This window comes from Pseudomonas sp. PH1b (assembly GCF_000633395.1).
In the GTDB taxonomy this organism is placed as follows: domain Bacteria; phylum Pseudomonadota; class Gammaproteobacteria; order Pseudomonadales; family Pseudomonadaceae; genus Aquipseudomonas.
In genome coordinates, this window is the sequence record NZ_AYMU01000030.1 from 41,924 (window position 1) to 66,337 (window position 24,414).

Annotated in this window: 22 protein-coding genes; 11 read left to right on the plus strand and 11 right to left on the minus strand. The window is 62.6% G+C overall.

What is annotated here, in order from left to right; genetic code table 11:
- Positions 1–18: 18 nt before the first annotated feature.
- From U873_RS0130640 to U873_RS0130650, 3 genes are read right to left on the minus strand one after another with little or no spacing between them, the layout of a single operon-like run.
- Entirely contained in the window at positions 19–7,392 is a 7,374-nt protein-coding gene (locus U873_RS0130640; RefSeq protein WP_025131883.1) for a type I polyketide synthase, read from the minus strand.
- Positions 7,393–7,424: 32 nt separating this feature from the next.
- Positions 7,425–8,774 (minus strand): NAD(P)/FAD-dependent oxidoreductase, encoded by a 1,350-nt coding sequence (locus tag U873_RS0130645; RefSeq protein WP_025131884.1) that lies wholly within the window; start codon positions 8,772–8,774, stop codon positions 7,425–7,427.
- A gap of 13 nt (positions 8,775–8,787) precedes the next feature.
- Positions 8,788–9,054: an acyl carrier protein gene (locus U873_RS0130650; protein ID WP_025131885.1), complete on the minus strand. Its 267-nt coding sequence runs from the start codon at positions 9,052–9,054 to the stop codon at positions 8,788–8,790.
- A 485-nt stretch (positions 9,055–9,539) separates the two neighbouring features.
- On the opposite strand from U873_RS0130650, the gene U873_RS0130655 reads away from it, so the two are divergent.
- Together U873_RS0130655 and U873_RS0130660 are read left to right on the plus strand one after the other, a co-directional pair.
- The gene (locus tag U873_RS0130655) at positions 9,540–10,568 is read left to right on the plus strand and encodes a LysR family transcriptional regulator (RefSeq protein WP_025131886.1); all 1,029 of its coding nucleotides are present in this window, start codon (positions 9,540–9,542) and stop codon (positions 10,566–10,568) included.
- Complete coding sequence (locus U873_RS0130660) at positions 10,565–12,076, plus strand: NAD(P)/FAD-dependent oxidoreductase (protein WP_025131887.1); 1,512 nt, start codon at positions 10,565–10,567, stop codon at positions 12,074–12,076. The genes U873_RS0130655 and U873_RS0130660 overlap by 4 nt, the downstream gene beginning before the upstream one ends.
- A 182-nt stretch (positions 12,077–12,258) precedes the next feature.
- On the opposite strand, the gene U873_RS0130665 is transcribed toward U873_RS0130660, so the two are convergent.
- A complete protein-coding gene (locus U873_RS0130665) occupies positions 12,259–12,954 on the minus strand; it encodes a tRNA (adenine(22)-N(1))-methyltransferase TrmK (protein ID WP_081818734.1) in 696 nt (231 codons plus the stop codon).
- Positions 12,955–13,224: 270 nt separating this feature from the next.
- On the opposite strand from U873_RS0130665, the gene U873_RS0130670 reads away from it, so the two are divergent.
- The gene (locus U873_RS0130670) at positions 13,225–13,770 is read left to right on the plus strand and encodes an ATPase AAA (RefSeq protein WP_025131889.1); all 546 of its coding nucleotides are present in this window, start codon (positions 13,225–13,227) and stop codon (positions 13,768–13,770) included.
- An 84-nt stretch (positions 13,771–13,854) separates the two neighbouring features.
- On the opposite strand, the gene U873_RS0130675 is transcribed toward U873_RS0130670, so the two are convergent.
- From U873_RS0130675 to U873_RS0130695, 6 genes are all read right to left on the minus strand, one after another.
- Positions 13,855–14,355 (minus strand): GNAT family N-acetyltransferase, encoded by a 501-nt coding sequence (locus U873_RS0130675; RefSeq protein ID WP_025131890.1) that lies wholly within the window; start codon positions 14,353–14,355, stop codon positions 13,855–13,857.
- Between the two features lie 105 nt (positions 14,356–14,460).
- Positions 14,461–15,213 carry a signal peptidase I gene (gene lepB, locus U873_RS0130680; protein ID WP_256245215.1) on the minus strand — a complete coding sequence of 251 codons (753 nt, stop codon included), beginning with the start codon at positions 15,211–15,213 and terminating at the stop codon, positions 14,461–14,463.
- 341 nt (positions 15,214–15,554) lie between these two features.
- Positions 15,555–15,716 (minus strand): DUF2986 domain-containing protein, encoded by a 162-nt coding sequence (locus tag U873_RS35570; protein ID WP_081818735.1) that lies wholly within the window; start codon positions 15,714–15,716, stop codon positions 15,555–15,557.
- A 102-nt stretch (positions 15,717–15,818) separates the two neighbouring features.
- A complete protein-coding gene (locus tag U873_RS0130690; protein WP_025131892.1) occupies positions 15,819–16,265 on the minus strand; it encodes an HIT family protein in 447 nt (148 codons plus the stop codon).
- Positions 16,266–16,420: 155 nt separating this feature from the next.
- A complete protein-coding gene (locus tag U873_RS37775) occupies positions 16,421–16,615 on the minus strand; it encodes a hypothetical protein (protein ID WP_371261378.1) in 195 nt (64 codons plus the stop codon).
- Between the two features lie 168 nt (positions 16,616–16,783).
- Positions 16,784–17,143 (minus strand): hypothetical protein, encoded by a 360-nt coding sequence (locus U873_RS0130695; protein WP_025131893.1) that lies wholly within the window; start codon positions 17,141–17,143, stop codon positions 16,784–16,786.
- A 200-nt stretch (positions 17,144–17,343) separates the two neighbouring features.
- On the opposite strand from U873_RS0130695, the gene U873_RS0130700 reads away from it, so the two are divergent.
- The 6 genes from U873_RS0130700 (at position 17,344) to U873_RS0130725 (ending at position 22,456) form a co-directional block, all read left to right on the plus strand.
- Positions 17,344–18,204: a suppressor of fused domain protein gene (locus U873_RS0130700; RefSeq protein ID WP_025131894.1), complete on the plus strand. Its 861-nt coding sequence runs from the start codon at positions 17,344–17,346 to the stop codon at positions 18,202–18,204.
- Positions 18,205–18,248: 44 nt separating this feature from the next.
- Positions 18,249–18,689 (plus strand): hypothetical protein, encoded by a 441-nt coding sequence (locus tag U873_RS0130705; RefSeq protein ID WP_025131895.1) that lies wholly within the window; start codon positions 18,249–18,251, stop codon positions 18,687–18,689.
- A complete protein-coding gene (locus U873_RS0130710; protein WP_025131896.1) occupies positions 18,686–19,561 on the plus strand; it encodes an SEL1-like repeat protein in 876 nt (291 codons plus the stop codon). The genes U873_RS0130705 and U873_RS0130710 overlap by 4 nt, the downstream gene beginning before the upstream one ends.
- Positions 19,562–19,807: 246 nt before the next feature.
- The gene (locus U873_RS0130715; protein WP_025131897.1) at positions 19,808–21,520 is read left to right on the plus strand and encodes an amidase; all 1,713 of its coding nucleotides are present in this window, start codon (positions 19,808–19,810) and stop codon (positions 21,518–21,520) included.
- A 166-nt stretch (positions 21,521–21,686) separates the two neighbouring features.
- Positions 21,687–21,857: a YhfG family protein gene (locus U873_RS36440; RefSeq protein WP_115658651.1), complete on the plus strand. Its 171-nt coding sequence runs from the start codon at positions 21,687–21,689 to the stop codon at positions 21,855–21,857.
- Positions 21,857–22,456, plus strand: a complete 600-nt coding sequence (locus U873_RS0130725) for a putative adenosine monophosphate-protein transferase Fic (RefSeq protein WP_025131898.1) — start codon at positions 21,857–21,859, stop codon at positions 22,454–22,456. The genes U873_RS36440 and U873_RS0130725 overlap by 1 nt, the downstream gene beginning before the upstream one ends.
- 73 nt (positions 22,457–22,529) lie before the next feature.
- Here the strand turns inward: U873_RS0130725 and U873_RS0130730 are convergent, their stop codons facing one another.
- The gene (locus U873_RS0130730; protein WP_025131899.1) at positions 22,530–23,060 is read right to left on the minus strand and encodes a hypothetical protein; all 531 of its coding nucleotides are present in this window, start codon (positions 23,058–23,060) and stop codon (positions 22,530–22,532) included.
- A 531-nt stretch (positions 23,061–23,591) separates the two neighbouring features.
- Here U873_RS0130730 and U873_RS0130735 point away from each other — a divergent pair.
- Positions 23,592–24,089, plus strand: a complete 498-nt coding sequence (locus tag U873_RS0130735; protein WP_025131900.1) for a hypothetical protein — start codon at positions 23,592–23,594, stop codon at positions 24,087–24,089.
- Positions 24,090–24,240: 151 nt separating this feature from the next.
- The gene (locus U873_RS37030; protein WP_177330335.1) at positions 24,241–24,390 is read left to right on the plus strand and encodes a hypothetical protein; all 150 of its coding nucleotides are present in this window, start codon (positions 24,241–24,243) and stop codon (positions 24,388–24,390) included.
- Positions 24,391–24,414: the final 24 nt, after the last annotated feature.

Sequence of the window (24,414 nt, forward strand, 5' to 3'; positions counted from 1 at the left end):
GGTGATCCAGCCGCCGGGTCAGTAGTTGGCGATGTCCCGCAACTCGTCCTCGAGTGCGCCAATCAACTCGGCCCGTGACAGTCCATTCAGGTCCTGGTGCTGCGATGCAGGTGTTGCCGATGCGGGCGCCGCCACCGGCTCAGGGGCGCCCGAGAGCCTGCCGATGAGGTAGTCCGTGACCTGCTCGATGGAGGTGTACTCGAAGCCGAACGTCGACGGCAGGTCGAGACCCAGCGCTCGGCCCAATCGAGAGCGAAGGTCCAGCGACATGACCGAGGACATGCCCATGTCGAAGAAGCCCTTCCTGGCATCGAGCGCCAGGCCATCGGCAAAACCGAATACCTGCCCGACGACTTCGCAGACCAGCGCCTGCATGGCCCGGCGCTGTTGCGTGGGCGGCAGGCCGGCGAGCTCGCGCAGGCGTTGCCCCTGATCCGCGTCCGGCGCGCCGAGGTGTTCGAACAACGGCCAGGGCAGGACGCTCCGGTACAGCCCCTTGAGTTGCTGCCAGTCGACATTGAGCAGGCCGCACGGGCCCTGGCCAGGCCCAAGCAAATCAGCCACGGCATGCACGATCTGCTCACGCACCAGGGGCTGCAGGCCACTGCTGTGCATCGCCGCCCGCGCTGCCGGGTCGTGCTCCAACTCCTGTTCGCTCTGGGTGATGTGCAGCATCTGGCAATTCAAGCCCCGGCGCTGACGCTGGGCACACAGCCAGGCGCCATAGGCATCGGCAATCGCACAGGAAGCAAAACCGGCGCCGCCCAACAGGGAGGAGACACTGCCCAGGATCAGGAAAAAAGCCTGGGGGCTGTCGATGAAAGAGTCGACCCATTGCAAGACTTCAAGCTGCCGGGCCATCTCCTGCAGCCGGGCGCTGAACGCTTGCTCCTTGAGCGCGAGCGTCCGCCAGTCATGCCCCAGGTGGACAAAACCGGCGATGCCGTCTTGCGCCTGCAACGCTGCGAGCGCGCGCTCCAGCGCTTGCCGGTCGACGGTTGCCTGGGTGCTGACCAGCAAGGGGGGCGATTCAGCCAGCTGCAGTTGCTCGGGCGCTTCACAGAGCAGCAGCACGCGCTGTACGCCGCGCTGTGCCAGGGCAGCCAGTACCGGCTCCGGGTCACTCCCGGGGCTGGCATGAACCAGCACCGTGCCGTGCAAGGCAGGAGGCTCCAGGAAACGAGCGCCACTGGCTTGGTCCTCGAACAGGTATTGCACCTGGACCCGTGCACCGTGGATCGCAAAGTGATCATGGCTGGGCTGCCCATGCAGCAACTGGCACAGGCTGGCATAGCTTCTTCTGTCGCTGCTCGCAAGAGTGACCCGCCCGCCCCACCAGGCCGGATGTTCCAGGGCGAACATCGGTGCCGCGCCCTGCCAGGTCGCCAGGGCTGCCGCCGCCGCGGGGCCTGCGCTATCGCTGGCGTGGAGGGCGAACCAGATCGGCTTGGCCTGCGCCCCGGCACCGGCGACCGCGACGGCCAGCGCTTGCACCTGCCCGGAAGCAGCCGCGAAGGCTTGGCCGATACTGCCACCCTCCGCCGCAGCAGCCCCCTCGACACCGGCCACGATCAGCCCCAGGCAGGTGCTGTCTGCCGTTGCGCGACGCAGCGCCTGCATCAGATCCCGGGCCAGCGACGGTTGCCCGTGCTGCAGTTCGCTGACCTCGACCGCAAAGCCCTGGGCTGCGAACGCTGCGGCAAGCGGTTGCACCGCATCGCGGTGCCAGGCCAGTACCCTCCAGTGCCCCTGACGCCGGACGGTGGTTGTATCCATCAGCGGGTAGTCCCGCCATTGCTGACGAATCATCGGCCTGTCCGCCACGGCCTCGGCGCAATCGGCCCCGTACAACGAACCGGGAGAGGCAAACTGCGGCCCCTCGAACAACGCCACCTGGCACCCCTCTGCATCAAGGACCTGCAGATGATCGGGCCTGCCGGTGGCGCCTGCGGACAGCCGGACCCGCACCAGCGTCGGCAGGTCGGTCAGCACCTGGGCACGAGCCAAACCCAGCAGGGCTGCGGCGTGAGCCCCTTCAAACAGGTCGACCATGCTTTGCAGCAACTCGGCTTGGCGCCCGCTGGCCGTCAGCTCGGGGGCAAAACGGTACCAGGCCTGCTGCCGGCCCCCGGGCGCACACTCGGACAACGCAGCCAGGCAGGCCGCCGAAGCCTGCTGCGGAGCTTCCTCCTGCATCGGCGCATCGGCGCAGGTTTCCCCGACCGGCTGAGCCTCACAGTCGACCAGTGTGCCGCGCAGGCAGACAAGGCGGTTCTGCGCCTGGGCGCCTTGCAGGGCCAGTTCGAACCTGGCAGTTCGCTCCTCGGTGAGGCTGATGGTCAAGTGCGTAATGATGCTCCCCTCGCCCTGCAACAGCACCGGGGTAATCTCCAGCTCGCGAACCTGCTGCACCCCGCGAGGCGTTTGCTGCGCAGCCTGGAGCACCGCGTCCAGCAGCAGATGCACCTTCACCTTGCGCCCCTGGCTGCCCAGCGTGTCGCAGTACTCGGCCTGGGGTTGCAGCACGCCCGACCAGTACCAGAGGCTGTCGGCGGGTTGCGCCTGAAATTGCAGACAGGGAGAGTTGGACCCTGCCGATGCGTGGGGCATCGGCGGTGCCGATAGGTTGGCGTCGATCCAGTAATCGTTGAGCTGCCACGGATAGCTGGGCAGTTCGATTGCCGGGCAGTCATCCGGCAGGCGCCCAGGGCCGGGCTGCTGGTCACCCCGGGAGAACGCCTCGGCCAAAGCTGGCCAGGCACTCCCAGGCTCAGGAACAAGACCCGACTCAAGCGTTGTGCCGGCAAGCCAGGCCTGCAACGCCTGGCTCAGTTCGCGGCAATCCTGTCCCTGCACGACCAGGCGCTCCTTGAACGCCGTACGCCGCACCAAGGCGTTGTAACAGACGGTCCGCGCAGCCTGTTCAGTGGCGGCCAGGAACGCTACATAGCGGGCGGCCAGTGCCGACAAGGCGGCCGGCGTGGCGGCGGACAGGCACAGTGACACCGGCGCCTCAGGGCGCGGCAATGGCGTTGCCGGTGCTGCCTGGCAGCCCTTGAGCAGCACGTGCACATTGGTACCGGTGAACCCGAAGGCACTGATGCCGGCAATCCGCGATTGCGCCGGCTCCGGCCAGGCCACGGCCTGGCGCGCCAGCTGCAGGTTCATCGCCGCCCATTCCACACGAGTGTTGGCCCTGTGCAGGTGCGGTTGCGGCGGAATCAGGCCCTTGCCCACCACCAGGCAAGCCTTGATCAGCGCAGCGATGCCCGCCGCCGCTTCCAGGTGGCCGATGCTGGCCTTGATCGATGCCACCGTCAGCGGCGCACTGCCCGGGCAATCCTGGCGGTAGGCCCTGTTCAGGGCATTGAGTTCGATGGGATCGCCGAGCACGGTCCCGGTGCCGTGTGCCTCGACATAGCTGACCTGGGCAGCCTGGACCCCGGCATTGGCCAGTGCCTCGCGGATCAAGGCCTCCTGGGCCGGCCCGTTGGGTACTGTCAGCCCCGCACAGGCGCCGTCGTGATTGACCGCCGAACCGAGGATCGTTGCCAGGATCGGGTCCCGGTCCTGCTCGGCCTGCGCCTGGCGCTTGAGAATCACCACCCCACAGCCCTCGCCTCGACCGTAGCCATCGGCGCTGTCATCGAAGGCCTTGCTGATGCCGTCCGGCGACAGTGCACCAGCCTGCCCCATCGATTGAAAGATCGAGGCCGATGCAATGACATTCACCCCACCGACGATCGCCAGGTCGCATTCCCCCGAACGCAGGCTGGTGCACGCCAGGTGGATGGCCGTGAGCGACGACGAGCACGCGGTATCGACCGTCAGGCTGGGTCCGCGCACACCGAGAAAATGCGAGAGACGCCCGCAGATGGCCGAAAACGAGCTGCCGGTGCCGTAGTGGGCATCCACCCCCTCAGCGCAGTTCAGCACTCGGGCTTCGTAGTCATGGGAGTTGGCGCCGACAAACACGCCGACCCGCTGATCCAGCAGTGCCTCCTGCCTGATGCCCGCGTGCTCCAGGGCCTCCCAGGCGACCATCAACAGCAATCGCTGCTGGGGGTCCATGCTGCGTGCTTCCTTGGGGGAGATCCGGAAAAACCCTTCGTCAAACCCTTCGGGTCGTTCGATCAGGCTGGCAAACCGCGGGAAGTTATCCGCCAGGGCTGCCCCCGCCAGACGCGACGCCGGGACCGGAGCCACGGTCGGTGTCTGTTCGAGCAGCAGCGTCCAGAGCGCCTCGGGGCTATCGGCGTGAGGCAGGCGACAGGCCATGCCAACCACCGCGACGCCGCCGTCAGAAGGCGCCACCCCCTCGAGCTTGAGCGGGGTGCTCTCGGTCTTGCTGGACAGCAGCCCTTCCAGATAGTGTCCGAGCCGGTTGATGGTGGGGTAGTCGAAGCCCACGGTTGCCGACAACTTGAGGTCAAACTGCCGCTCCAGCTTGCGCCTGAACTCCACCAGGGAAATAGAGCTCAGGCCCAGCTCGAAGAAACCGCGATCCGGGTCGGGATCGGCGCAGGCTGCACCGACGATCTCTGTCAGCAGCACGCCGATCTGGGCGCGCACATCCACCCTGGGCGAAGCCGCGACTGGTTCGCTGCTCTTTACCGCCGGCCCTGGCAGCGGTTGCACCACCTGGCTCAGCAGTACGTCATTGGCCTGGGCGCAGACATTGCCATGTGCGTCATACACCAGCACCTGGGCTCGCAGGTCCGCCAACGGCAGCGGCTGGGCCGATGCCGGCGCGGGGGTGAACCAGTAGCTGTGGTGCTGCCAGGGATAGGCCGGCAGTTCGAGCGCCGCTTCCCTGGGCTGATAGGTTTGCCAGTCGGGCACCACGCCCTTCTCGTACAGCCGGGCAACAACGTTCGCCAGTTCCAGGGCTCCATCGCCCTGCTTGTGCAAGGCACCGCAGACCATCCCCTCGACTCCCTTGTCGGCCAAGGCCTGATTGATCGACGCCGCCAGTACCGTGTGGGGGCCAACCTCGACGAACAATCGGTGCCCCTGCGCCACCAGGTGTTCGATGGCGCGATCAAAGCGCACGATACCGCGGGCATTCCGCGCCCAGTAGTGGGCATTGGCTACGATCTGCTCGCCCACCGGGGCACTGGTGGAAACCCAGGGCGTTTGCGCCGCTTCGACCGGCAGCGTCTGCAGCCCGGCGTGGATCGCCGCCAGACAGTCTTCCATCTGATAGGAATGGAAGGCGTATTCGGCGGGCATCAGGTAGGTAAACACACCCTCGCCGTTCAGTTGCTGTTCCAGCGCCTGCACTGCCTGCGGGCTACCCGAAACCACGCAACTGTTGCGACTGTTGACCACCGACAGCTCCAGTTGTGGCTCACCGGCCACTCGCTGTTCAAGGGATTCTGCAGGCAAGCCCACCACCAGCATCCGTCCTTGTCCCTGCGTGTCCTTCATCGCCTGGGCGCGGTGATGGATCACCTGCACCGCCGACGCCAGGTCCAGTGCCCCCGCGCAGTAGGCCGCGGCCACCTCCCCCATGGAATGCCCGACCACTGCCGCGGGCAGCACGCCCCACTGGCGCAGGCATTCGCTGATCGCTACCTGAATGGCGAAGATGCAGGGCTGGGCGAACTCCGTCAGGTGCAGCCGGGAAGTACTGGCATCGCTGCGCAGTTCGGCCTCGACAGACCACGGGGCCCACGCCGCCATGGCGTGATCGCAGCGGCGGATCATCGCCAGGAAAATCGGTTCGCGCTCCAGCAGGTCCCGGCCCATGCCGACCCACTGGGCGCCCTGCCCGGTGAACACGAACACCGGGCAAACCTCCTCCTCGTCGTCTGTCAGGCACGCCGAACGCGGGGCCGCCAACTGCGCCAGTTGGGTCTTCAACTGGGCGGCCGTCGAACCGACTACGGCCGAGCGATAGGCGAAGTGGTCACGACGGTGGATCGCACTGGCGACAAAGGCCTGCAACCGCACCTCGTCCTGCTCAGGCAAGTGGGTCGCATAGGCCCGGGCCTGATCGACCAGCGCCGCCGCCGACTTCGCCGAAACCGGCAGGATCCACGGCCTGGCCCCTGGTGATGAAAGAGCCTTGGCGCCTGCTGGCCGATAGGCGCCAGCATCCTCGAGGATCAGGTGCACATTGGTGCCACTGAGGCCAAAACCGCTGATCCCGGCCAGGCGCCGCCGCTCCGGCAAACGCTGGAGTTCGGTGGGTATGCACAGCCTGGAGCGCTTCCAGTCCACCAGTTCGTTGAGTCGCGTGAGGTGCAACTGTGCAGGCACCTCGGCGTGTTCGAGGACCATCAGGGTCTTGATCACACTGGCCATACCGGCCGCGGCGTCCAGGTGCCCGATGTTGGCCTTGACCGAGCCCACCAGCAGCGCGCGTTCACGTCCCTGGAACACACGCTCCAGGGAGGAGATCTCGATGGGATCGCCCAGCGGTGTTCCGGTGCCATGGGCCTCAACGTAGTCGATGTCGTCCACCGTCAACCCGGCGACCTGCAAGGCTTCGCTGATCACCGCCGCCTGGGCATTGGCGTTTGGCACCGTCTGGCCGGCACTGGCGCCGTCCTGGTTGATCGCCGATCCACGGATCACCGCCTGGATCGGGTCGCCGTCACGCAGGGCATCCGCCAGGCGCTTGAGCACGGTGACCCCACACCCTTCGCCACGGACAATGCCGTCGGCCGCCGCGTCGAATACACGGCAGCGCCCGCTGGGCGAGATGGCCCTGATCTGACTCATGTAGATCGTCAGGTCCGGCGCCAGCATCAGGTTCACCCCGCCGGCCAGGGCCAGGTCCGCCTCGCCGGCCTGCAGGGCGCGGCAGGCCAGGTGCATGGCGACCAGGGAGGAGGAACAGGCGGTGGTCACGGTCATGGCCGGACCATGAACCCCCAGGTGATAGGCGATTCGCCCCGCCGCGAAACTGAATTCCTTGCCTGCGGCGTAGTAAGGGTTGATCTGCTCGATACCGGCCTCACGCGAGTGCAGGGCCAGGTAATCCATGCCCAGCATGCCGACATAGACCGCGGTCCGGCTGCCCTTGAGCTGTTCGCGGCTCATGCCGGCGCGGGCGATGCTCTCACAGGCGACTTCCAGCAGCAGGCGCTGCTGGGGGTCCATTTCCTTGGCTTCGGAGGCGCTAATACCGAAGTAATGTGCATCGAAGCGATCAATGTGGGGCAGGAACGCTCCCACCTTGCAGTAGGTCGTCCCGGTTTCAGCTGCGTGTTCATCGTAGATCGCCTCTGTATCCCAACGCTGGTCAGGCACCGGTCCGACAAAGTCGGTCCCAGCACGAAGGAGTTCCCAGAATGCCTCGGGAGTCGATGCGCCTTTGGCAAAGCGGCAGCCACTGCCAATGATTGCAATGGGTTCAAATTCCATGGGCGCACGGGCATCCATTCAGTCATCTCCTTCGACTGGGTATTTATCGTTTAGAACGCGGGTTTGGCAGTAGGGACTTGCATGTCGCCCAGGTACTTATGCCAGAGATGCTCCGGGTCACTCTCAACGGCGGCGATGACTTCGCGCATCTTGTCCAGCACTTCGAGGCGCTTGCCGCTGTAGACGTCGCCCTGGAGCAATTGCAGGATGTCCAGGCGATAGCGCGGGTCTTGAACGAACGCGGTGAACAGGATGTTCAGTCGGTAATAGAGCGTGATGAACTCGTACCAGTTCTTGATACCGTTTCTGATCATGCCTTCGTAGTGAGTGAAACTGGACTTGGAAAAGTCGTTGTTCTTGACCGCCTCGATAATGTCGCCGCTGGCAATCCGTGCACTGTTGAGTGCAACGCTGACACCGCTGGAGAAGATCGGATCGACAAACCGGGCGGCGTCGCCGATCAGCACGAAGCTGTCACCGCACACTTCCTTCATGCCGTAGCTGTAGTCCGCCTCTTTCTTGAACGGACGAACCTGCTCCGAGGCTTTCAGGGCGTCATGGAGGTTTTCCCGGGTCTTGACCGCTTCCCAGAAGAACTCCTCGTAGGAGAGGTTGGAGTTGGTGTAGTTCTGCTTCTGCGTAACCACGCCGACACTGGTGATCGTCTCGGTGATCGGGATCTGCCAGACCCAGGTATTGGTCAACGGCAGGAAGTGAATGAAGATGTAGTCGACCTTGTCCGGGCTCTGGGTCGCGGACTTGCGGTCAAAGTTGTCAAACCAGGAATGGATCGCGAACTGGTTGAAGACCGGATCCTTTTCCCGCAACCCCAGGCGACGCCCCAGCAGCACGTTTCGCCCACTGGCATCGACCACCATCTTCGCCTTGATCTCGACGCTGCGCTTGCCCAGCTTCGCATTGACGATGACATTGCCCGGACTGAGAAACTCGACATCGGCAATTTCTACCCCCTGGAACACCTTGGCCCCCAGGGACCCGGCGTGCTCCAGAAGGATCCGGTCAAACTTGCCGCGATCGACGTGGAAGGTGAAATCGCGATCCACGCCTTCCTGCTTGCGTTCATTGAAGAGGATTTCCGCTGAACGAAAATCGTGATCCAGCCCCTGGAACCCCATCTTGTCCTCCGGGCCAGAGTCCGCCGACGTCCAGGCAGCACCGAACTTCTTCGGGAAGTTGGCCTTTTCAATCTTTTCCATCACCCCGATATCCAGCAGCACCGGGGTGGTGGCCGGCACCAGGGACTCGCCGACATGCTCGCGCTCGAACAACTCCTTTTCGAAGACAGCGCATTTGACACCCGCCTTTGCCAGGTAGGAGGCCATGGTCGAACCCGCCGGGCCTCCCCCGATAATCACTACATCATAATCATGATCGTTCATTGCACACTCCCTGTTATGCGCACTCGGCCTTTAGTTGTTCGACGGTCTTAACTATTGCATTCAGGTCTTTGAAGTACCTGCCGGTGATATGCGTGCTTGGTATCGAAACACCCATCTCATCCCGAATGTAAACCATCAGTTTGACGATATTCATGGAGTTCAGAACGCCCCACTCAAGTAGTGGAGTCTGGTCATTAAGCTCATCGTCTTTTGCACTTGGCCCGATCAGATCTTCCATGATGTACCGACGAATTTTTTCTTTTACTTCATCTCTTTCCATAGACGTTCGCTCCTTAAGTCAACAACCGTGGATTGGAAAAACCCGTCCACCTTCCGCAATAAGAGCGCACTTGTGAATAGCCTGTTTTGCAAAGCGCCTTTGCAGAATTGCAAAGGCAAAGAGCCCCCAGCTACATGGGCGCCAGAGAACTTAACAATGTTTCACATCAATGACGGTCACCCGCCGACTGATGCTTTAGGGGGGGCCAAGCATAGTTTTGCCATCCAGCGCAATTAGTCTCTTGACCTATGTCCGCATCCGGATAGCGCAACCTCAGCCTGGCACTTAACGCCGCTACGGGCTGCGTCAAAATGACCACCCGGCAACTGAAACGTTATGAATTAATTTTTTCAGGAGCAGCGAAACGGGGCCTTCGGCATGGCTTGACAAACAAAAAGCCTAGCCGTACTAAGGAGGTTGTCCTGATCTATTTGTAATTTGCCTTTACAAAAATAAGACACAGCAAAATCTAAAAGGATTTAGAAATGAAGGCGCTAGGCGTTGTCAATGACATAGACCTTTATATCTCCGTTACCAAGACGGGTAGTTTCTCCGAAACAGGAAGACTACTTGGTATCCCTCCCTCATCAGTGATGCGCAGAATAAACAGCCTGGAAAAGGAGCTGGAGACCTGTTTATTCAATCGCTCGACAAAATGCCTGGTTCTTACCGAAATAGGCCTGCTCTTTCTCGAGCACGCAAAGAGCATTTCAAAATGCATCGGGCATGCCAGGTCTGACGTCAAGGAACATACCGCCTCGACCTTGGGCGTTCTTAAAGTATCAGCCCCCGTGGCGTTTGGCCGACGTCATGTTGCGCCCTTGTTGAGCCGGATCTTGAATCATCATCCCGGCTTGAAAATCGACTTCTCGTTGAATGACAAAGTTCTCGACCCGAGCACCGACAATGTCGATGTGTGCATCAAACTAGGCATATTGCCGGACAGTGACCTGATCCCATCGAAACTTGCAGACATGCGACGCGTACTCTGTGCAAGTCCGGAGTACATCCGCCAGCGCGGCTGCCCGCAGACCCTGGATGACCTGTACGAACATGCCTGCCTGATCCACAGCACCTGCAGCAACTTTTCCCTGACCTGGCAATTCATGGTGGACGGGCAGATCAAGAAGCTGATCCCCAACGGCCGGCTTTCGGTCAACAGTGCAGAGTTGCTGGTGGATGGCGCCCTTCAGGGCATCGGAATCATTCATGCACCCACCTGGCTGGTCCATGAGCAGATTGCCAGCGGCCAACTGGTGTCCATTCTCGATGAGTATTGCGTCGCCGATCCGCGGCAGGGGGCGATCTATGCTCTGCGGGCGCGCAGCAGCGTGGTACCGGCAAAGACCAGTCTGTTCATCAATGAGCTGAAGCGCTCGATCGGCAGCACACCCTACTGGGAACTGCCCTTTGACAAGGAAACACCTCGGCCCCTGGCGGCCCTGCATTTCGACGGCGCGCTACATGCGTCACATTCCAGATCCATCACGATGCAGGAAAAGAGCCGGCCATGATGAACAAGTACGACGTGATTATCATCGGAAGCGGCATCAGCGGCGCGCTGACCGCCGCGATCCTCGCGAGGTCCGGGTTGAGCGTGCTGATCCTCGACTCGGCCCAGCACCCGAGGTTTTCCATTGGTGAAGCCACGACACCGGAAAGCGGCGTGCTGTTGCGCCTGCTCTCGCGGCGTTTCGACATCCCTGAAATCGCCCACCTGTCCTCCCCCGATCAAATCATCGAGCATGTTGGCTCGAGCGCCTGCGGGATCAAGCTGGGGTTCAGCTTTGCCTGGCATCAACAGGGAGCGGCGTCTTCCCCCGAGCATCTGGTTGCCCCGCCGCTGAAAGTGCCGGAAGCGCACCTCTTCCGTCAGGACATCGATTATTTCGCCCTGCTGATTGCCTTGAAATATGGGGCTGAATCACGGCAGAACATCAAGATCGAGGGCATCACCCTCACCTCCGATGGCGTCGAGGTGGCGTTGGCCAATGCCGCCCCGGTGCAGGCGGCGTTCATCATCGATGCGGCGGCCCAGGGCGCCCCGCTGGCCCGGCAACTGGGGGTGCGCACCACCGAGGGGCTGGCGACCGACACCTGCTCGTTCTTCACCCACATGCTCAACGTCAAGAGCTACGAAGACGCGCTTGCCCCCCTGTCTCGTAGCCGCGCGCCCATTGCGTTGTTCCAGAGCACCCTGCATCACATCTTCGAGGAAGGCTGGCTGTGGGTCATCCCGTTCAATAACCACCCACAGGGCACCAACCCCTTGTGCAGCGTCGGCTTTCAGTTCAACAACGCCAAGTATCGCCCCACCGAGGCGCCCGAGATCGAGTTTCGCAAACTGCTGAAGAAATACCCGGCCATCGCCGAGCACTTCAAGGATGCAGTCAATGCCAGGGAATGGATCTACGCCCCGCGAATCAACTACCGCAGCGTACAGAGTGTTGGAGATCGTTTCTGCCTGCTCCCCCAGGCCACGGGGTTCATCGACCCGTTGTTCTCCAGAGGGTTGATCACCACCTTCGAGTCAATCCTGCGGCTGGCTCCCAAGGTACTCGAGGCCGCACGCACCCAGCGCTGGCAACGGGAGCATTTCATCGAGGTCGAGCGCCATTGCCTGAATGCGGTCAGCACCAATGACCAGTTGGTTTCCTGCTCCTATGAGGCCTTCAGCGACTTTCACCTGTGGAACGTCTGGCATCGGGTGTGGCTCAGCGGTTCCAACCTGGGCAGTGCGTTCCTGCAAGGCCTGCTGCGTGACCTGGAACACAGCGGTGACTGTGATCAGTTCGACGCCGCGCTACAGGCCGCACGCTTTCCTGGGTGCCTGTCCTTGAACTCACCGGCCTACGAAAGCCTGTTCGCACAGTCGTGCCAGGTGGTTCAACGCGCCAGGGAACTGGCTGCGCCAGTGGCGGACACGGCCAGGAAGCTGCATGAGCTGATCAAGGAGCATGAGTCCGAATTACTGCCCTTCGGCTATTCGCAGATTTCCAATCGCTTTATCGTCAAGACCTGAATGCCCAGCCGGGCTCGATGCCGGTCAGTGATCGGCATCACACCGCGCCAGCCAGCAGGCTGCAAGCCTGCCCCCCAGCGTGAATTGCCGGGCCGGATACAGGTCCGAACCCGCACGGCCATTGATGCTTGTACGCCGGGCATGGGTCGATAGGCCAGCAAGCACCTCCCCCGGGGCGGGGATCAAGCCAGCAACTCGGTGATCCAGCGGACCTGTCGGCGAATGTCTTGCACCTTGTCCTCGGGCACCCGTTGTTGCGCCCGGGCGAAGTGGGCCAGGGTCTTGTGCCGGACTCGCAGCAGCCGCTGCCACTTGGCCAGAAACGCCGGGCTGCGGACCTGCATCTGCAACGGGCCAAAGTACAGCTCCCGGGCACTGTAGGTCACAGGCCCAGTGCGTTCGGCGACGATGATTTCGTAGTCGAAGCGGTTCTCCCGCAGCACTTCCTCGAAGACGATGCGGTAGCCGTTTTCCATCAGCCACTGGCGCAATGGCTGCTCGCCGCCGTTGGGTTGCAGGATCAGTTGTTCCTGACCGCTCAACTGTGCCTTGCCGCTGTCGAGAATGTCGCGAATGGTCTCGCCACCCATGCCACAGAGGCTGATGGCCGTGACCGCATCGCCTGGTTCAATCGCCGCCAGGCCATTGGCCAGGCGCACGCTGATCCGCTGCGCCAGCCCGCTTGCGCCGACCGTGCGCTGCGCCGCATGAAACGGCGTCAGTGCGATTTCACCCGCCACCGCCGCGGTGATGAGGCCACGCTGCATCAACGCCACCGGCAGGTAGCCGTGGTCCGAACCGATATCGGCCAGGCGTGCACCTGGGGGTACGTGCGCCGCCACGCGCTCCAGGCGCATGGACAATGTCTGTCGATTCAACTGCTAACCCTTGTCACTACGAACGTCCGGCACCGATGGCCGGATCGGGGGGCGATTCTGTCGATCAACGCCGCGCATTTCAACTTTATGTGATCAAGCTCATGCTTCGATCCGTCGCAATCATCCCTCACACGCTCATTTTGCCCGCTTGGCTGGCGCATAGAGCGCCGGCGACAGCTGCCAGGAACCAAGGAGTTCTGGGCTTGAAATTGAATACCGGGGACAGCCGGTTGTTGATAATCTGGCGCGTTTACAGCAAGGACCTGAACCATGCGGCGCATCGTGATATTGGGCAACGCAGGAAGCGGCAAGTCGACCCTTGCGCGCAAACTAGGCAGCCGCCTGGGATTACCCGTGGTCCACCTGGACAGGTTGTTCTGGGAGCCTGGCTGGGTCGAAGCCGATAGCGAGGTTTTCCGCAGCCGGGTTCGACAAGCCCTCTGCGAGGATGAATGGATCTGCGAGGGCAACTATTCGCGGCGAACCTTCGATTTGCGCTTGCCTCGTGCCGACCTGGTCATTTGGCTCGATACCCACCGAGCCACCTGCTTGAGACGAGTGATGCTGCGCAGTGCGTTGAACCGGCCCCGTGCGGATCTGCCTTGCGGCTGTATCGAGAAATTGGACCGGGAGTTCTTGAAATTCCTCAACTTCATCTGGAACTTCGACCGGGTAAACCGCCCTGGCATCGAGGCGGTGCGCCTGGCCATCGGGCCGCAGGTTCCGGTGATCCATCTACGCAGTGCTCAAGAGTTGTCAGGATTCCTGAATGGCCTGCCCACCCGCACCCAGGTCACCGCCCAGCGGCAACCCTAGCGCGTTGCAGTTACGCCAGCTGCGGCAACACCATCCCTGTGTTCGCTCCGGAAGCGATTTGCCCTGCGCATTGCAAGGCCGCTGCTAAAGCGCAAGAACGAGGCAGTATTCGCTTTGCGCAGGCTGATTCGCAGCAGGTTCTTCAAGCAGGAACCCACAGCGGTCGAGCACTTTTCTGGAGCCGATATTTTCCTTGAAGACATAAGCCACCAGTTGCCTCAGTTGCCAGCGCACCTGGGCCTGCTGAATCAGGTGCTTCAGCGCCAGCGTCGCCAGGCCCTGGCCACAGAGCTGCTGATCCACCCGATAGCCGACTTGTGCCACACCCTGCGCTGGGTTGATGCTTTTCAGATTGGCGCGGCCGACGATCCGCTCATCGGCGTCCTCGATGACAAAGGGGTGCCAGGCCCCCTGCGCCAGGCCGCACAGATATTCTTCTATGTGCTCGCCGACGCCCTGCACAGAGTAGAACGCAGGGTCACGCGCATCGATCTGGGATTCGAACCATTCGCGGTTACGCACTTCGAATGCCAACAATCCATCGACATCGGTGCTTCGCAACTCACGCACCTTGAATCTTGCCATGGGTGCCCTCTCCTTTACCGCGTTTCGAAAGCCGGACACCCTGATGGTGTCAGCGCCAGGAACTTGCGCAGCACAGCATCACGACTTAATCATCGATGACTGCACTCACTCAAACGTACGGCCGATCTTCGCAGTGTCCTTGGAGAACCAGATCCCCGTCACTTTGCCGGTTAAATCGGCCAGTGCGACCTGGCCCATGAAGCGGCTGTCGTTACTGCCATCGCGGTTGTCGCCCAGCAGATAAACATGGCCCGATTCAACCTTGAGCGGCGCCAGGTCCAGCGAGTAGTCCTTTCTAACCCGGTCGGCAGGCGCGAAGAACAGCCCGAGGTTCTGCCCGTTGACGATCAACTCGCCGTTGGCGATTTGCAGGGTGTCGCCTGCCACGGCGGCAATACGCTTGGTCGCCTCGGTAGCGTTGAACCGGTACACCACGATGTCGCCAACCTTAGGTTGGCTGTAGCGGGTGTTCGTGACGATGTAATCATCGATCTCCAAGGTCGGCACCATCGAGCCACTGGGGATGTGGTACAGCTGATAACCCAGCACCGGCGACCTGAGCGGATAGAGCAGCACCAGGGTGATGACAGAGAGCGCGGCCACATAAAGGAGATGGCAGCCCAGGCTGGGCAGCGTCGTTGCCGCATCGGTTCGACGACACAGCACTGCCGCGGCGATGGCCGACGTCAGCTTGACCAGCACAATGAACGCAAGGAGCCCATACAGCCCTTTGGGGCTTGCCAGCCATCCCAGCACGCCCGCCAGGATCAGTCCCCCGTACAGCACGGCGGCGACACGCAGCGCCCATTTGACCCGTCCGACATACACCAGCCCCCAGCCGGCGATCAGGCAGGACATGACAAAGGCAGCAGAGGGCAATCGAGGAGAAGGCATAAGGTTCACTGTGCTTGATTGAGGTTTCACCACCGATGTGGCAACGCAAAAGCCTGATGGGACGGCTCGAACAGAGAGGTTTCGTGGCAAAGGAGCATGACCGTCTCGACAGGCGGGTCATCCATCACCGCCCTGGTGCAAAGGCAGTGATCGGCCAACTGTGGCCAATCTGCTGTGCCTTGGGGGGGCGAACGGCAAATGTTCTCGACCCGGGCAGGTGCCAAGGCCCCATCCTCGCGGCATGGGTCGTTGGCCCGCCTGCCGCTGACAGAGGCACGAATGCCGCTGCGGCCTGTACCCCCGGATCAGCTTTCAGAGGACTGGAGCGAATCTTCAGCGGACTCGGCCGCCAGCTTCAAGCGGTCCGCCTTGCTGATGTACTTCGGCTTGTTTTTCGGCGCCAGTTTGGCACTGGCTTTTTTGGCGTGGGCCTCTAATAGCTGCTTGATCTTTTTGCGGCGGTTCATGGGTTTCTACTCGGCTTTTTGCATTCGTCGAATGATATCAGCTTGAATGTTGGCTTCGCTGCCCATGCCGCGTTATTGGTGCAGGCCGTTATGCCCATGGCCTCATGCGGGTGGATTCGATGCCTCCAGTAACTGGGCAATGCGCTTGCGCAACGCCCCATGGGTTGGCTCGGCATAGGCAATCGCGGTTTTCCAATCGTAGAACCAGACGGGCATCTTGCGTTTCTGCTCCGGCTCGGTGGCATAGCGCGGGAAAATATGACAGTGCAGCTCCGGCTCCGAGTTGCCGAGAATTTCATAGTTCATGCGCGAGGCCCCCGTGGCCTGCAAAACCGCATCGCCGATGCGCGCCATGTCCAGCAGGTAGGTGGCTCGGGCTTCGGCATCCAGATCATTGAGGCTGGGAACCACGGGGTCAGGCAGCAACAGGCAGTAGCCCTCCAGGAACTGCACATCGCCCATGACCGCCCAACCGGAGGCCATCCGGCAAATGACTTTATCGTTGGCGCCATTACGCGCCAGTTCTACTCGTTGTGAAATCAGTGACATGCACAATCCTTGATGATGAAGTGTGGGCTTGCAGGAGCCTGAGCCAGGGCCCGCGAGCCGGTTAACTTTTTGCCTGTTTGCTCGACCAGATCTGCCTGGGGGTTGCCGGGATTGATACGCAGAGTGCCTTGCGCTACATCGGCCAGGTCATGCGCTCAGGCCTTCCCCGACTGCACATCCAGGCCAATACAGGTCGCTGCGATCAGGCAGCGATCAACCCCCGCTTTAGCCGACGGCAGTTGAGCGAAAGACCTGCCGAATCGCTGCTCGTCCCCAAGGTCAACGCGCGCCTGACTGTTGATGTCAACGGTGGCGCCAAGGTCCTGGAACCGCCTCTGAACCGCGCGAATGGCTTCATTCTCAGCCTCCCAGGACTGGTCATTGCGAGGTCAAAGACCTCATCGTCCTTCCCCAGGCGGCCGGCAATTGCGACTGGCGGTTGCCTACCGTCTGGAACAGGCCGCCGGCGGTGAGCCTGCACGGCTTCCGTCCGAGTGAAGGCCCGCGTGAGTCGATACCTAAGCCACTCCCGGCGGCCAGGGTTTGCAGTCCTGGCGATCAGGCGGCTCAAACAATTCCTGCTCCCACGCCTCGAACTTCGGCATGGCGCTGTACCCCGGATCGCAATACTGGCGGATATATTGCGCAGCCCTGAACTCTGCATACTTGGCATTCACCGGAACGCCCTGCTCATCCAACTCCAGTACATTGGCAAAGATCGCATAGGCGATCTCCAGCATGCTCGGTTCCTCGACCAAGCAGGCGCGATAGTCCACGCCTTCCAGCAACGGATAGCCAAGAGTGCCGTTGGCGACCCAAAAACTGAATGTTCTCAGCGCCCCGGAAAACTCCGGGCTCAGCTTCTTCGGGTAGTGCATCTTCAGCCCCTCTCCATGGTCTCGCGTCGGGGCGGATTCTCGGCTGCAGATCGTTTCCAAGGCAAGGCCCAAGTTGACTGGATCGCTCGCTTTCGAGCAAAAACCACCTTGCGGTTTGCGGCGCCCGCGCAACCCGTCACAATGCTCGGCATTTGATCCGCTGTACCGGGTACAGCCCAGCCCCACTGCAAGGACCGCCCATGGATTTTCTGAAAAAACTCTTCAATGCCTTCAACAAGCACCGCCCACAACCGCTCGAACCCGGCCTTGCCACGGCGGCCCCGGCCCCGACCACTACTGACACCAATGACACCGCTGCACCCTTCGACCTGAGCCCAGCCGAGCAGGCCAACCAGGCGCTTCGCGATGCCTCTGCTGCCAGCCTCGACCGTCACTGGCAGACCGTCGGCACCTGCGAAACCGATGTCCTGGGCTACATGATCAGCCCCAGCCTGATGGGCGGCCCGGACTGGCCCTCGACCCGCCAGGCCTTTCGTATCGTCCGTCGCCCCCACTCCCTGCTGCTTGCGACCGAAGGCCTCAGCGACCCGTTCGACGGCGTCGAGGGCGATGACCTGGGCAATGGCTTTGAAATGGAGCTGTTCATTGAAACCCCGGACATCCCCGCCCACGCCCAAGGCCCGGTGGGCGATGTCGCGCCCTTCGTCAACAGCTGGACCTTCGAATTGCTGCGCCATGTCGCCAACACCGTGGCCGAGGCCGGCGGCATTACCCATCAACTGGCACAACACGGCGTGCTGTCCCTGGAGCTGCCCGGTTTCAGCCAGTCCCATGCCATGAGTGAGCAACTGCCGGCGCACTTCGCCACCGAGGACGACTGCGTCGGCGTGCTGCTCGGCGGCCCTGCCCCCGACTTCCCGACCCGTCTGGAAGACATGCCGCTGTCCCCGGTCAGCCTGGTGCCGCTGGTGCTGATTACCGCCGCCGAACTGGAGTTCGTGCGCCAGGGTGGCCGTGCCGCCCGGGAAGACCTGGTGAGCCGCCTGAACGCCGCCGGCCTTGGCCATGTCGTCCGCCTGGAACGCGCCAGCGTCGTCTGACCCTGGCCCCGAGCGCCCCGCCCACCGGAAGAGTTCGTCACCCGATGCAAGAACACGATGCCTATTATGCCTTCCACCTGTTCGCCGGCAGGTTTGCCGACGATCAGCAAGCCCAAGGGTTCGCCTTCGAGCAGTGGGAACCCGAGCCGGACGCCAGCGCCAGCAACGCCGAGTACCAGGCCTGGGAAGAGCGCAACCCCAGTTGGCGCCTGGAGCAGGAGCTGGGCTTCTACATGGACTCTGACTTCATCGAGCTGGTGTCCAGCCAGGACTGTCCGCAGTACCTGGAATCGCTGATCCGCGATGACGCGCAGAAGCAGCGGCTGCGCTCCCGGGTAGAGCCGGGCCACAGCCATTTCATCATCGTTGCCCAGCAGTCGATCTACGGCGACCGGCAATCGACGACGTCGGGAGCGCCTCAACGTCAGCCGTCCAGCACTGCCACCCTCGACTACCTGGGTGAGTTCAACGGATGCCCTGCATGAACAAAGCTATCGTCCTGCTGCTGGCCAGTACCTTACTCACAGGCTGTCAAAGCACTGCCGAGCGAGAAACGGAAAACAAGCTCGCCAGCCTGCGCTGCTGGCATTTTCGTGATCAGCAACCCATCACCCGGGAACAGATCAGCTATATCCGTGAACGCAGCGACAACGGCGACCTGCTGTGCAAGACCATGCTCGGCGACCTCTACGAACGAGGCCACGGCGTGCCGCAAGACGTGAGCAAGGCCAAGCTCCTCTATCAAGCGGTAGCCGAGGTGAATCCCTCGGCCTACTACCAACTTGGTCGCCTGGAGGATGAAGGCATCGGCGCGCCCCCTGACTACGTCAAAGCCAGGGAATTTTACCAGCGTGCCGCGGCCCTGCCCGACAACTCGGCGAGCAAGAACCACCTGGCCAGGCTGATGGAGGACGGCAAGGGCGGACCAGAGGATCCTGAGGGCGCGTTGCGGCTGTATTTCAGCGCGCTCACCGTCAGTTGGGGTGACGCCTGGGAGGGGATCGGGCGGCTGCGCGCCAGGGGCCTGGTGCTGACGGCCGAACAGGAAAAACGCTACAACCAGGCCTGGGTCGCCAGCACCACGGCCAGGCTACGTAGCAAACTGCGCAGCGTACAACGGGGCTTGTCGAAGAATCTCGAGCCGGGCGCTGCGAAAAGGCCGGTCAAGTTCCAGCTTGAATATATCCCGGGCTCCAATGTGCCGACGATCTCGCTGCTGGAAGGGTCGGGCGACGACGCCATTGATCAGGCCGTGCTGCAGGCCATGAGCAGCTACCGCTTTTCCGGTGAGCCGATCCTGCCCGAGGGTCAGAAAAGCTGGAAGGTGAATTCCAGTCTCCATTTGAACGTGCCGTGATACGCCCCAGGGGTTGAGCGGTGGCGCAACGCAGATGCGGCGCTCTTTTATCGGTGGCCAGGGTGCACAAAACCTCGCAACGATTCCTCTGCCCCGCGCTAGATGCTAAAAAGACCCACGGATTTCCCCTGTCACCCTTGTCGTGCCCAGCCGTACCACGAGAATCGAAATGAACACCCAGTACAACAGCGGCGCAACCGTGCGCCCTCTTCACCCTGCCCCCCATCAGCCAGCGGCGAGAGCAGCATGATCGAAGTCACCGAAGTCTCCATCGCGCAATTGCGCGCCGCCCTTGAATCCGGCCAGGCCACCGCCGTGGAACTGGTCCAGGCGTACCTGGCACGGATCGACGCCTATGACGGTCCGAACACCTCTACCGCCCTCAATGCGGTGGTGGTGCACAACCCCGATGCCCTCAGCGAGGCTCGTGCATCCGATGCCCGTCGCGCCCAGGGCCAGACCCTCGGACCGCTGGACGGCATTCCCTACACCGCCAAGGACAGCTACCTGGTCAAGGGCCTGACCGCCGCCTCCGGCAGCCCGGCCTTTGCCGACCTGGTGGCCTACCGCGACGCCTTCACCATCGAGCGCCTGCGGGCTGCCGGGGCCATCTGCCTGGGCAAGACCAACATGCCCCCCATGGCCAACGGCGGCATGCAGCGCGGGGTCTATGGCCGCGCCGAAAGCCCCTACAACGCGGGCTACCTCACCGCGCCTTTCGCCTCGGGCTCATCCAACGGTGCCGGTACTGCCACCGCCGCCAGCTTTGCCGCCTTCGGCCTGGCCGAGGAGACCTGGTCCAGCGGTCGCGGCCCGGCCTCGAACAATGGCCTGTGCGCCTACACCCCGTCCCGCGGGGTGATCTCGGTGCGCGGCAACTGGCCGCTGACCCCGACCATGGACGTGGTAGTGCCCTTCGCCCGAACCATGGCCGACCTGCTGGAAGTGCTGGAGGTGGTGGTGGCCGAAGACCCGGACACCCGTGGCGACCTGTGGCGCTTGCAGCCCTGGGTGCCGATCCCCAGCGTGGCCTCGGTGCGCCCGGCGTCCTACCCGCAACTGGCGGCGGCCCCTGGCGCCCTCGCTGGCAAGCGCTTCGGCGTGCCGCGCATGTACATCAATGCCGACCCCGAGGCCGGCACCAGCGAAAAACCCGGCATCGGCGGCCCCACTGGCCAGCGCATCCACACCCGGCCTTCGGTGATCGCCCTCTGGGAGCAGGCGCGCAAGGCCCTGGAAGCAGCCGGCGCGCAGGTGCTGGAGGTGGATTTCCCCCTGGTGTCCAACTGCGAGGGCGATCGCCCCGGTGCACCCACCGTGTACAACCGCGGGCTGGTCAGCAAGCAGTTCCTGCATGACGAGCTGTGGGAGCTGTCGGGGTGGGCCTTCGATGATTTCCTGCGGGCCAACGACGACCCCAAGCTCAATCGCCTGGCCGATGTCGACGGGCCGAAAATCTTCCCCCACGACCCCGGCACCCTGCCCAACCGTGAAGACGACCTGGCCGCCGGCATGGATGAATACGTGAACATGGCCCAGCGCGGGCTCAAGACCTGGGACCAGATCGCCAGCCTGGCGGACGGCCTGCGCGGCCTGGAGCAGACCCGGCGCATCGACCTCGAAGAGTGGATGGACCGCCTCGGGCTGGACGCCGTGCTGTTTCCCACCGTGGCCGACGTCGGCCCGGCCGATGCCGACATCAACCCCGCGTCGGCGGACATTGCCTGGAGCAACGGCGTATGGGTGGCCAACGGCAACCTCGCCATCCGCCACCTGGGGGTGCCGACCGTGACCGTGCCCATGGGGGTGATGGCGGACATCGGCATGCCGGTGGGGCTGACCTTCGCCGGCCGCGCCTATGACGATTCGAGCCTGCTGCGCCTGGCTTCGGCGTTCGAGGCCACCGGCAGCCAGCGCCTGATTCCACCGCGCACGCCGGCATTGCACCGCGGTCAGTGACAAACCGGGACCGGGGCCGCAACGGCCCCGATTCACGCCGCGGGTAATCCACTTGGCAATTGACTTGCCTGCACCAGGCTCAGACAACTGATTGCAAAGGGCTAGCGCTGCGGTCCTCTAGTGAGATCGACTATAATTCGCCCACTCACGCCATTGAGACCTCCCCATGGGAACCATCAGCCTAGAAGCCAAGAAGGCTTACGCCGCCAAGACCCGCAAATCCAACTATGCAGCCAGCCTGCGCCTGGAAGGCTTCAAGGTCTCTCCCGCAGACGCTGAGCGTGCCCTGCCTTCACGAGAGGAACTGTTGAAGGCCTTCGCCAAGTCCAAAGCCTGATGTCCGACAAATATGGAGTTGGCCAGGATCCCTACTGTTACCCCAACTCTGCTGTGCTGCGTAACAAACTCGGCATTCGCAACGATCTGAGCCTGAGCACCGCTGAACAAGTGTTCTCCTCCCTGGCTGCAGAAAGCCTCGAGTTCAGCCCTCCACCCTATGATCTGAACTATCTCAAGAGCATCCACCTGACTCTGTTCGCGGACCTGTATGACTGGGCCGGAGAACTTCGAACAGTGGGCATATCCAAGCAGGGCACACGCTTCTGCCAACCGGCCTACATGGAGAAAGAAGCCGGCAAGATCTTCAAGATCATGGCCGCGGCCAACTGGTTCGACGGCATGCAGCGTACAGAACTGATAGCCGCTGTTGCCCATGCCTATTCCGAACTCAATGTAGTGCATCCATTTCGCGACGGTAATGGCCGAGCACAACGCATCCTGTTCGAACACCTGATCATGAATGCCGGGTTTGAAATCAGCTGGTGGGGCATCGAAAGCGATGAGTGGATCCTGGCCAATATCGCTGCCTACAACGGCCACCTGGAGCCTATGGAACAGGTCTTCCAGCGCTGCATCGGCCAGCCGATTCACGCCTGATCCGAGCGTGTCAAAGGCGCCTCATGCAGGCTCCGGCCCCGGCTCTGCAAACCTCAGGCTTGACCTCACTCCCTCACTGCTCATCCTCTGGCCGCAATGGCGAGTGCTGCCAATCGAAGTGGGTGAGCAACTGCCGGCACAGGTCGTCCAGCTGCGGGTGATAGTGGTGGGTATGGGGCACGGGCAACTGCGGCTCGCCATGGCCGAAGCCCAGGGCGCGCAGGGCCGTGACGTAGTCTTCCACTGGCCCGTAGCCGTAGATCAGGTTGTGCCGATCCCAGACCACGGTGGCCTGCTGCTCGGGCGAGTGGACCCACAGGTCGAAACGGCTGTCGCCACAGAGCAGTGGCTTGAAGTCGTAGATGAAATCCTGAACGTCTTCACGCGATAGCTCCGGGCTCCAGTAGCGGCCGGCTTGCGATTCGTCCCGGGGCGTGTGCAGCACGAACAGCAGCACCAGCGGCTCGGTCAGGCAGCCCAGCAGGCTGAGCAGGACCTGCGGGTCCGAGCCTGGGGCGCCCGCCACCACGCGCTGCCCGTCGCCGACGGGAGCAACCACGAATACCGGCGGATAACTGTGCTCCACCCACTGGTTGTCTATCATGTGCCCAAGTCTGTACATAGCCAGCCTGATCCTCCTGATCAATTCCTAGGTTTAGCCAAAAAGGCCGCGCATTATGCCGTACCCGGCAGGGCCGCTCACTGCCTGATTGACCCAACAGCGCGCTGCAGCACAGCCCGCCAAGGACATCCCCTGCGCGCTTCATACCCTGATTCGCGACGGCCCACCACTGCCCCCACAGCAATCCCAGCCACGGGTGCCCTGCTGGAGTTTCACCCAGACCCTGCGTTGCGCGGCGCCCCTGAACCTGGTGCGCGACAGCCTGCCGGGGCTGGATCAGCCGCTGCCCCAGTGGCCCTTCACCCTTGCGCCAGTTGCTGCGGTATCAGGCCGGAGAGTGACCAGGGCCAGGTCGAAACCCGGGCACTGGCGTGGCTAACCATAGGGCACTGCCACAGGCACAGGAAAACTCACATGCCGGCAAGACTGACCGGGCGCCACGGATCCTGCCGTTTCCCACAGCGGCTGACGTACAATTCCCAGCCTTCAGGGACAGCCAACACCAGGACGACCATGACCACACACAGCATTACCCTTGCCAACGGCTGGACTGCAAAATTCACCGAGCAAGGCGAGTTCCGCATGGGCGCCGTCGGCTGGAACCTGCAGTTGCACGGCCCCGAGCAACAGGCCATCCGCTATTTCGAAAGCCAGATCGTGCTGGTCAACGACGAGGATGGCGTGCAGGCACGAAAAGCCATCAGCCTCTCCGAGGATGGGGTCTACGGTTACCTGGGCAGCGACATGAGCCATGGCTGGGTGATCGACTTCTCCCGCGGCATGATCGCGCCCCACCGGGTGACGATTTCCCACTACCACCACGCCTATGACGAATACATCTCGCTGCTGGAGCAGCCGGCGTACAAACGGGTGCGGGAGTACATCAGAGTCATCGGTCGGACTTACTACCTGACCTTCCCCCTGACCCGGGACGAGGACTTTCCCAAGGTCTGGGAGGAGTACCTGGTGATACGCCGGCGGCAGCTGGACGAGCTGTATTTTTGCAACTGAGCCTGGGCCGGGCGGCACAGTGCTGCACATGGGCCATTAGCACATTCGGGCTAATAGTGCCGGGGGCAGCCTGGGCCTATAGTCCGCAGCAGCCCCCCCCTTCAGGATGGCGCCTACAAGAACGTGCGGATTCATAACAAGGAGTTTTCCCATGTCGCTGAAGAAAATCGTCTATGCCTCGGCCATCGCCCTGGCCCTCACCGCCTCCAACGCCCACGCCTTCGCCAACGACTGCGGCGACTCGCTGTGGAAGTTCAGCGCCCTCGAAGCGCTGACCTGCGTGTTCTCGGGCCAGTGGTAAATCACTGCCACCTGGGCTGACACC

Coding starts and splice junctions, on each gene's coding strand:
- U873_RS0130640 (WP_025131883.1), bottom strand. CDS start 7,392: ATGGATGCCCGTGCGCCCATGGAATTTGAACCCATTGCAATCATTGGC.
- U873_RS0130645 (WP_025131884.1), bottom strand. CDS start 8,774: ATGAACGATCATGATTATGATGTAGTGATTATCGGGGGAGGCCCGGCG.
- U873_RS0130650 (WP_025131885.1), bottom strand. CDS start 9,054: ATGGAAAGAGATGAAGTAAAAGAAAAAATTCGTCGGTACATCATGGAA.
- U873_RS0130655 (WP_025131886.1), top strand. CDS start 9,540: ATGAAGGCGCTAGGCGTTGTCAATGACATAGACCTTTATATCTCCGTT.
- U873_RS0130660 (WP_025131887.1), top strand. CDS start 10,565: ATGATGAACAAGTACGACGTGATTATCATCGGAAGCGGCATCAGCGGC.
- U873_RS0130670 (WP_025131889.1), top strand. CDS start 13,225: ATGCGGCGCATCGTGATATTGGGCAACGCAGGAAGCGGCAAGTCGACC.
- U873_RS0130675 (WP_025131890.1), bottom strand. CDS start 14,355: ATGGCAAGATTCAAGGTGCGTGAGTTGCGAAGCACCGATGTCGATGGA.
- lepB (WP_256245215.1), bottom strand. CDS start 15,213: ATGTCCTGCCTGATCGCCGGCTGGGGGCTGGTGTATGTCGGACGGGTC.
- U873_RS35570 (WP_081818735.1), bottom strand. CDS start 15,716: ATGAACCGCCGCAAAAAGATCAAGCAGCTATTAGAGGCCCACGCCAAA.
- U873_RS0130690 (WP_025131892.1), bottom strand. CDS start 16,265: ATGTCACTGATTTCACAACGAGTAGAACTGGCGCGTAATGGCGCCAAC.
- U873_RS0130695 (WP_025131893.1), bottom strand. CDS start 17,143: ATGCACTACCCGAAGAAGCTGAGCCCGGAGTTTTCCGGGGCGCTGAGA.
- U873_RS0130700 (WP_025131894.1), top strand. CDS start 17,344: ATGGATTTTCTGAAAAAACTCTTCAATGCCTTCAACAAGCACCGCCCA.
- U873_RS0130705 (WP_025131895.1), top strand. CDS start 18,249: ATGCAAGAACACGATGCCTATTATGCCTTCCACCTGTTCGCCGGCAGG.
- U873_RS0130710 (WP_025131896.1), top strand. CDS start 18,686: ATGAACAAAGCTATCGTCCTGCTGCTGGCCAGTACCTTACTCACAGGC.
- U873_RS0130715 (WP_025131897.1), top strand. CDS start 19,808: ATGATCGAAGTCACCGAAGTCTCCATCGCGCAATTGCGCGCCGCCCTT.
- U873_RS36440 (WP_115658651.1), top strand. CDS start 21,687: ATGGGAACCATCAGCCTAGAAGCCAAGAAGGCTTACGCCGCCAAGACC.
- U873_RS0130725 (WP_025131898.1), top strand. CDS start 21,857: ATGTCCGACAAATATGGAGTTGGCCAGGATCCCTACTGTTACCCCAAC.
- U873_RS0130730 (WP_025131899.1), bottom strand. CDS start 23,060: ATGATAGACAACCAGTGGGTGGAGCACAGTTATCCGCCGGTATTCGTG.
- U873_RS0130735 (WP_025131900.1), top strand. CDS start 23,592: ATGACCACACACAGCATTACCCTTGCCAACGGCTGGACTGCAAAATTC.
- U873_RS37030 (WP_177330335.1), top strand. CDS start 24,241: ATGTCGCTGAAGAAAATCGTCTATGCCTCGGCCATCGCCCTGGCCCTC.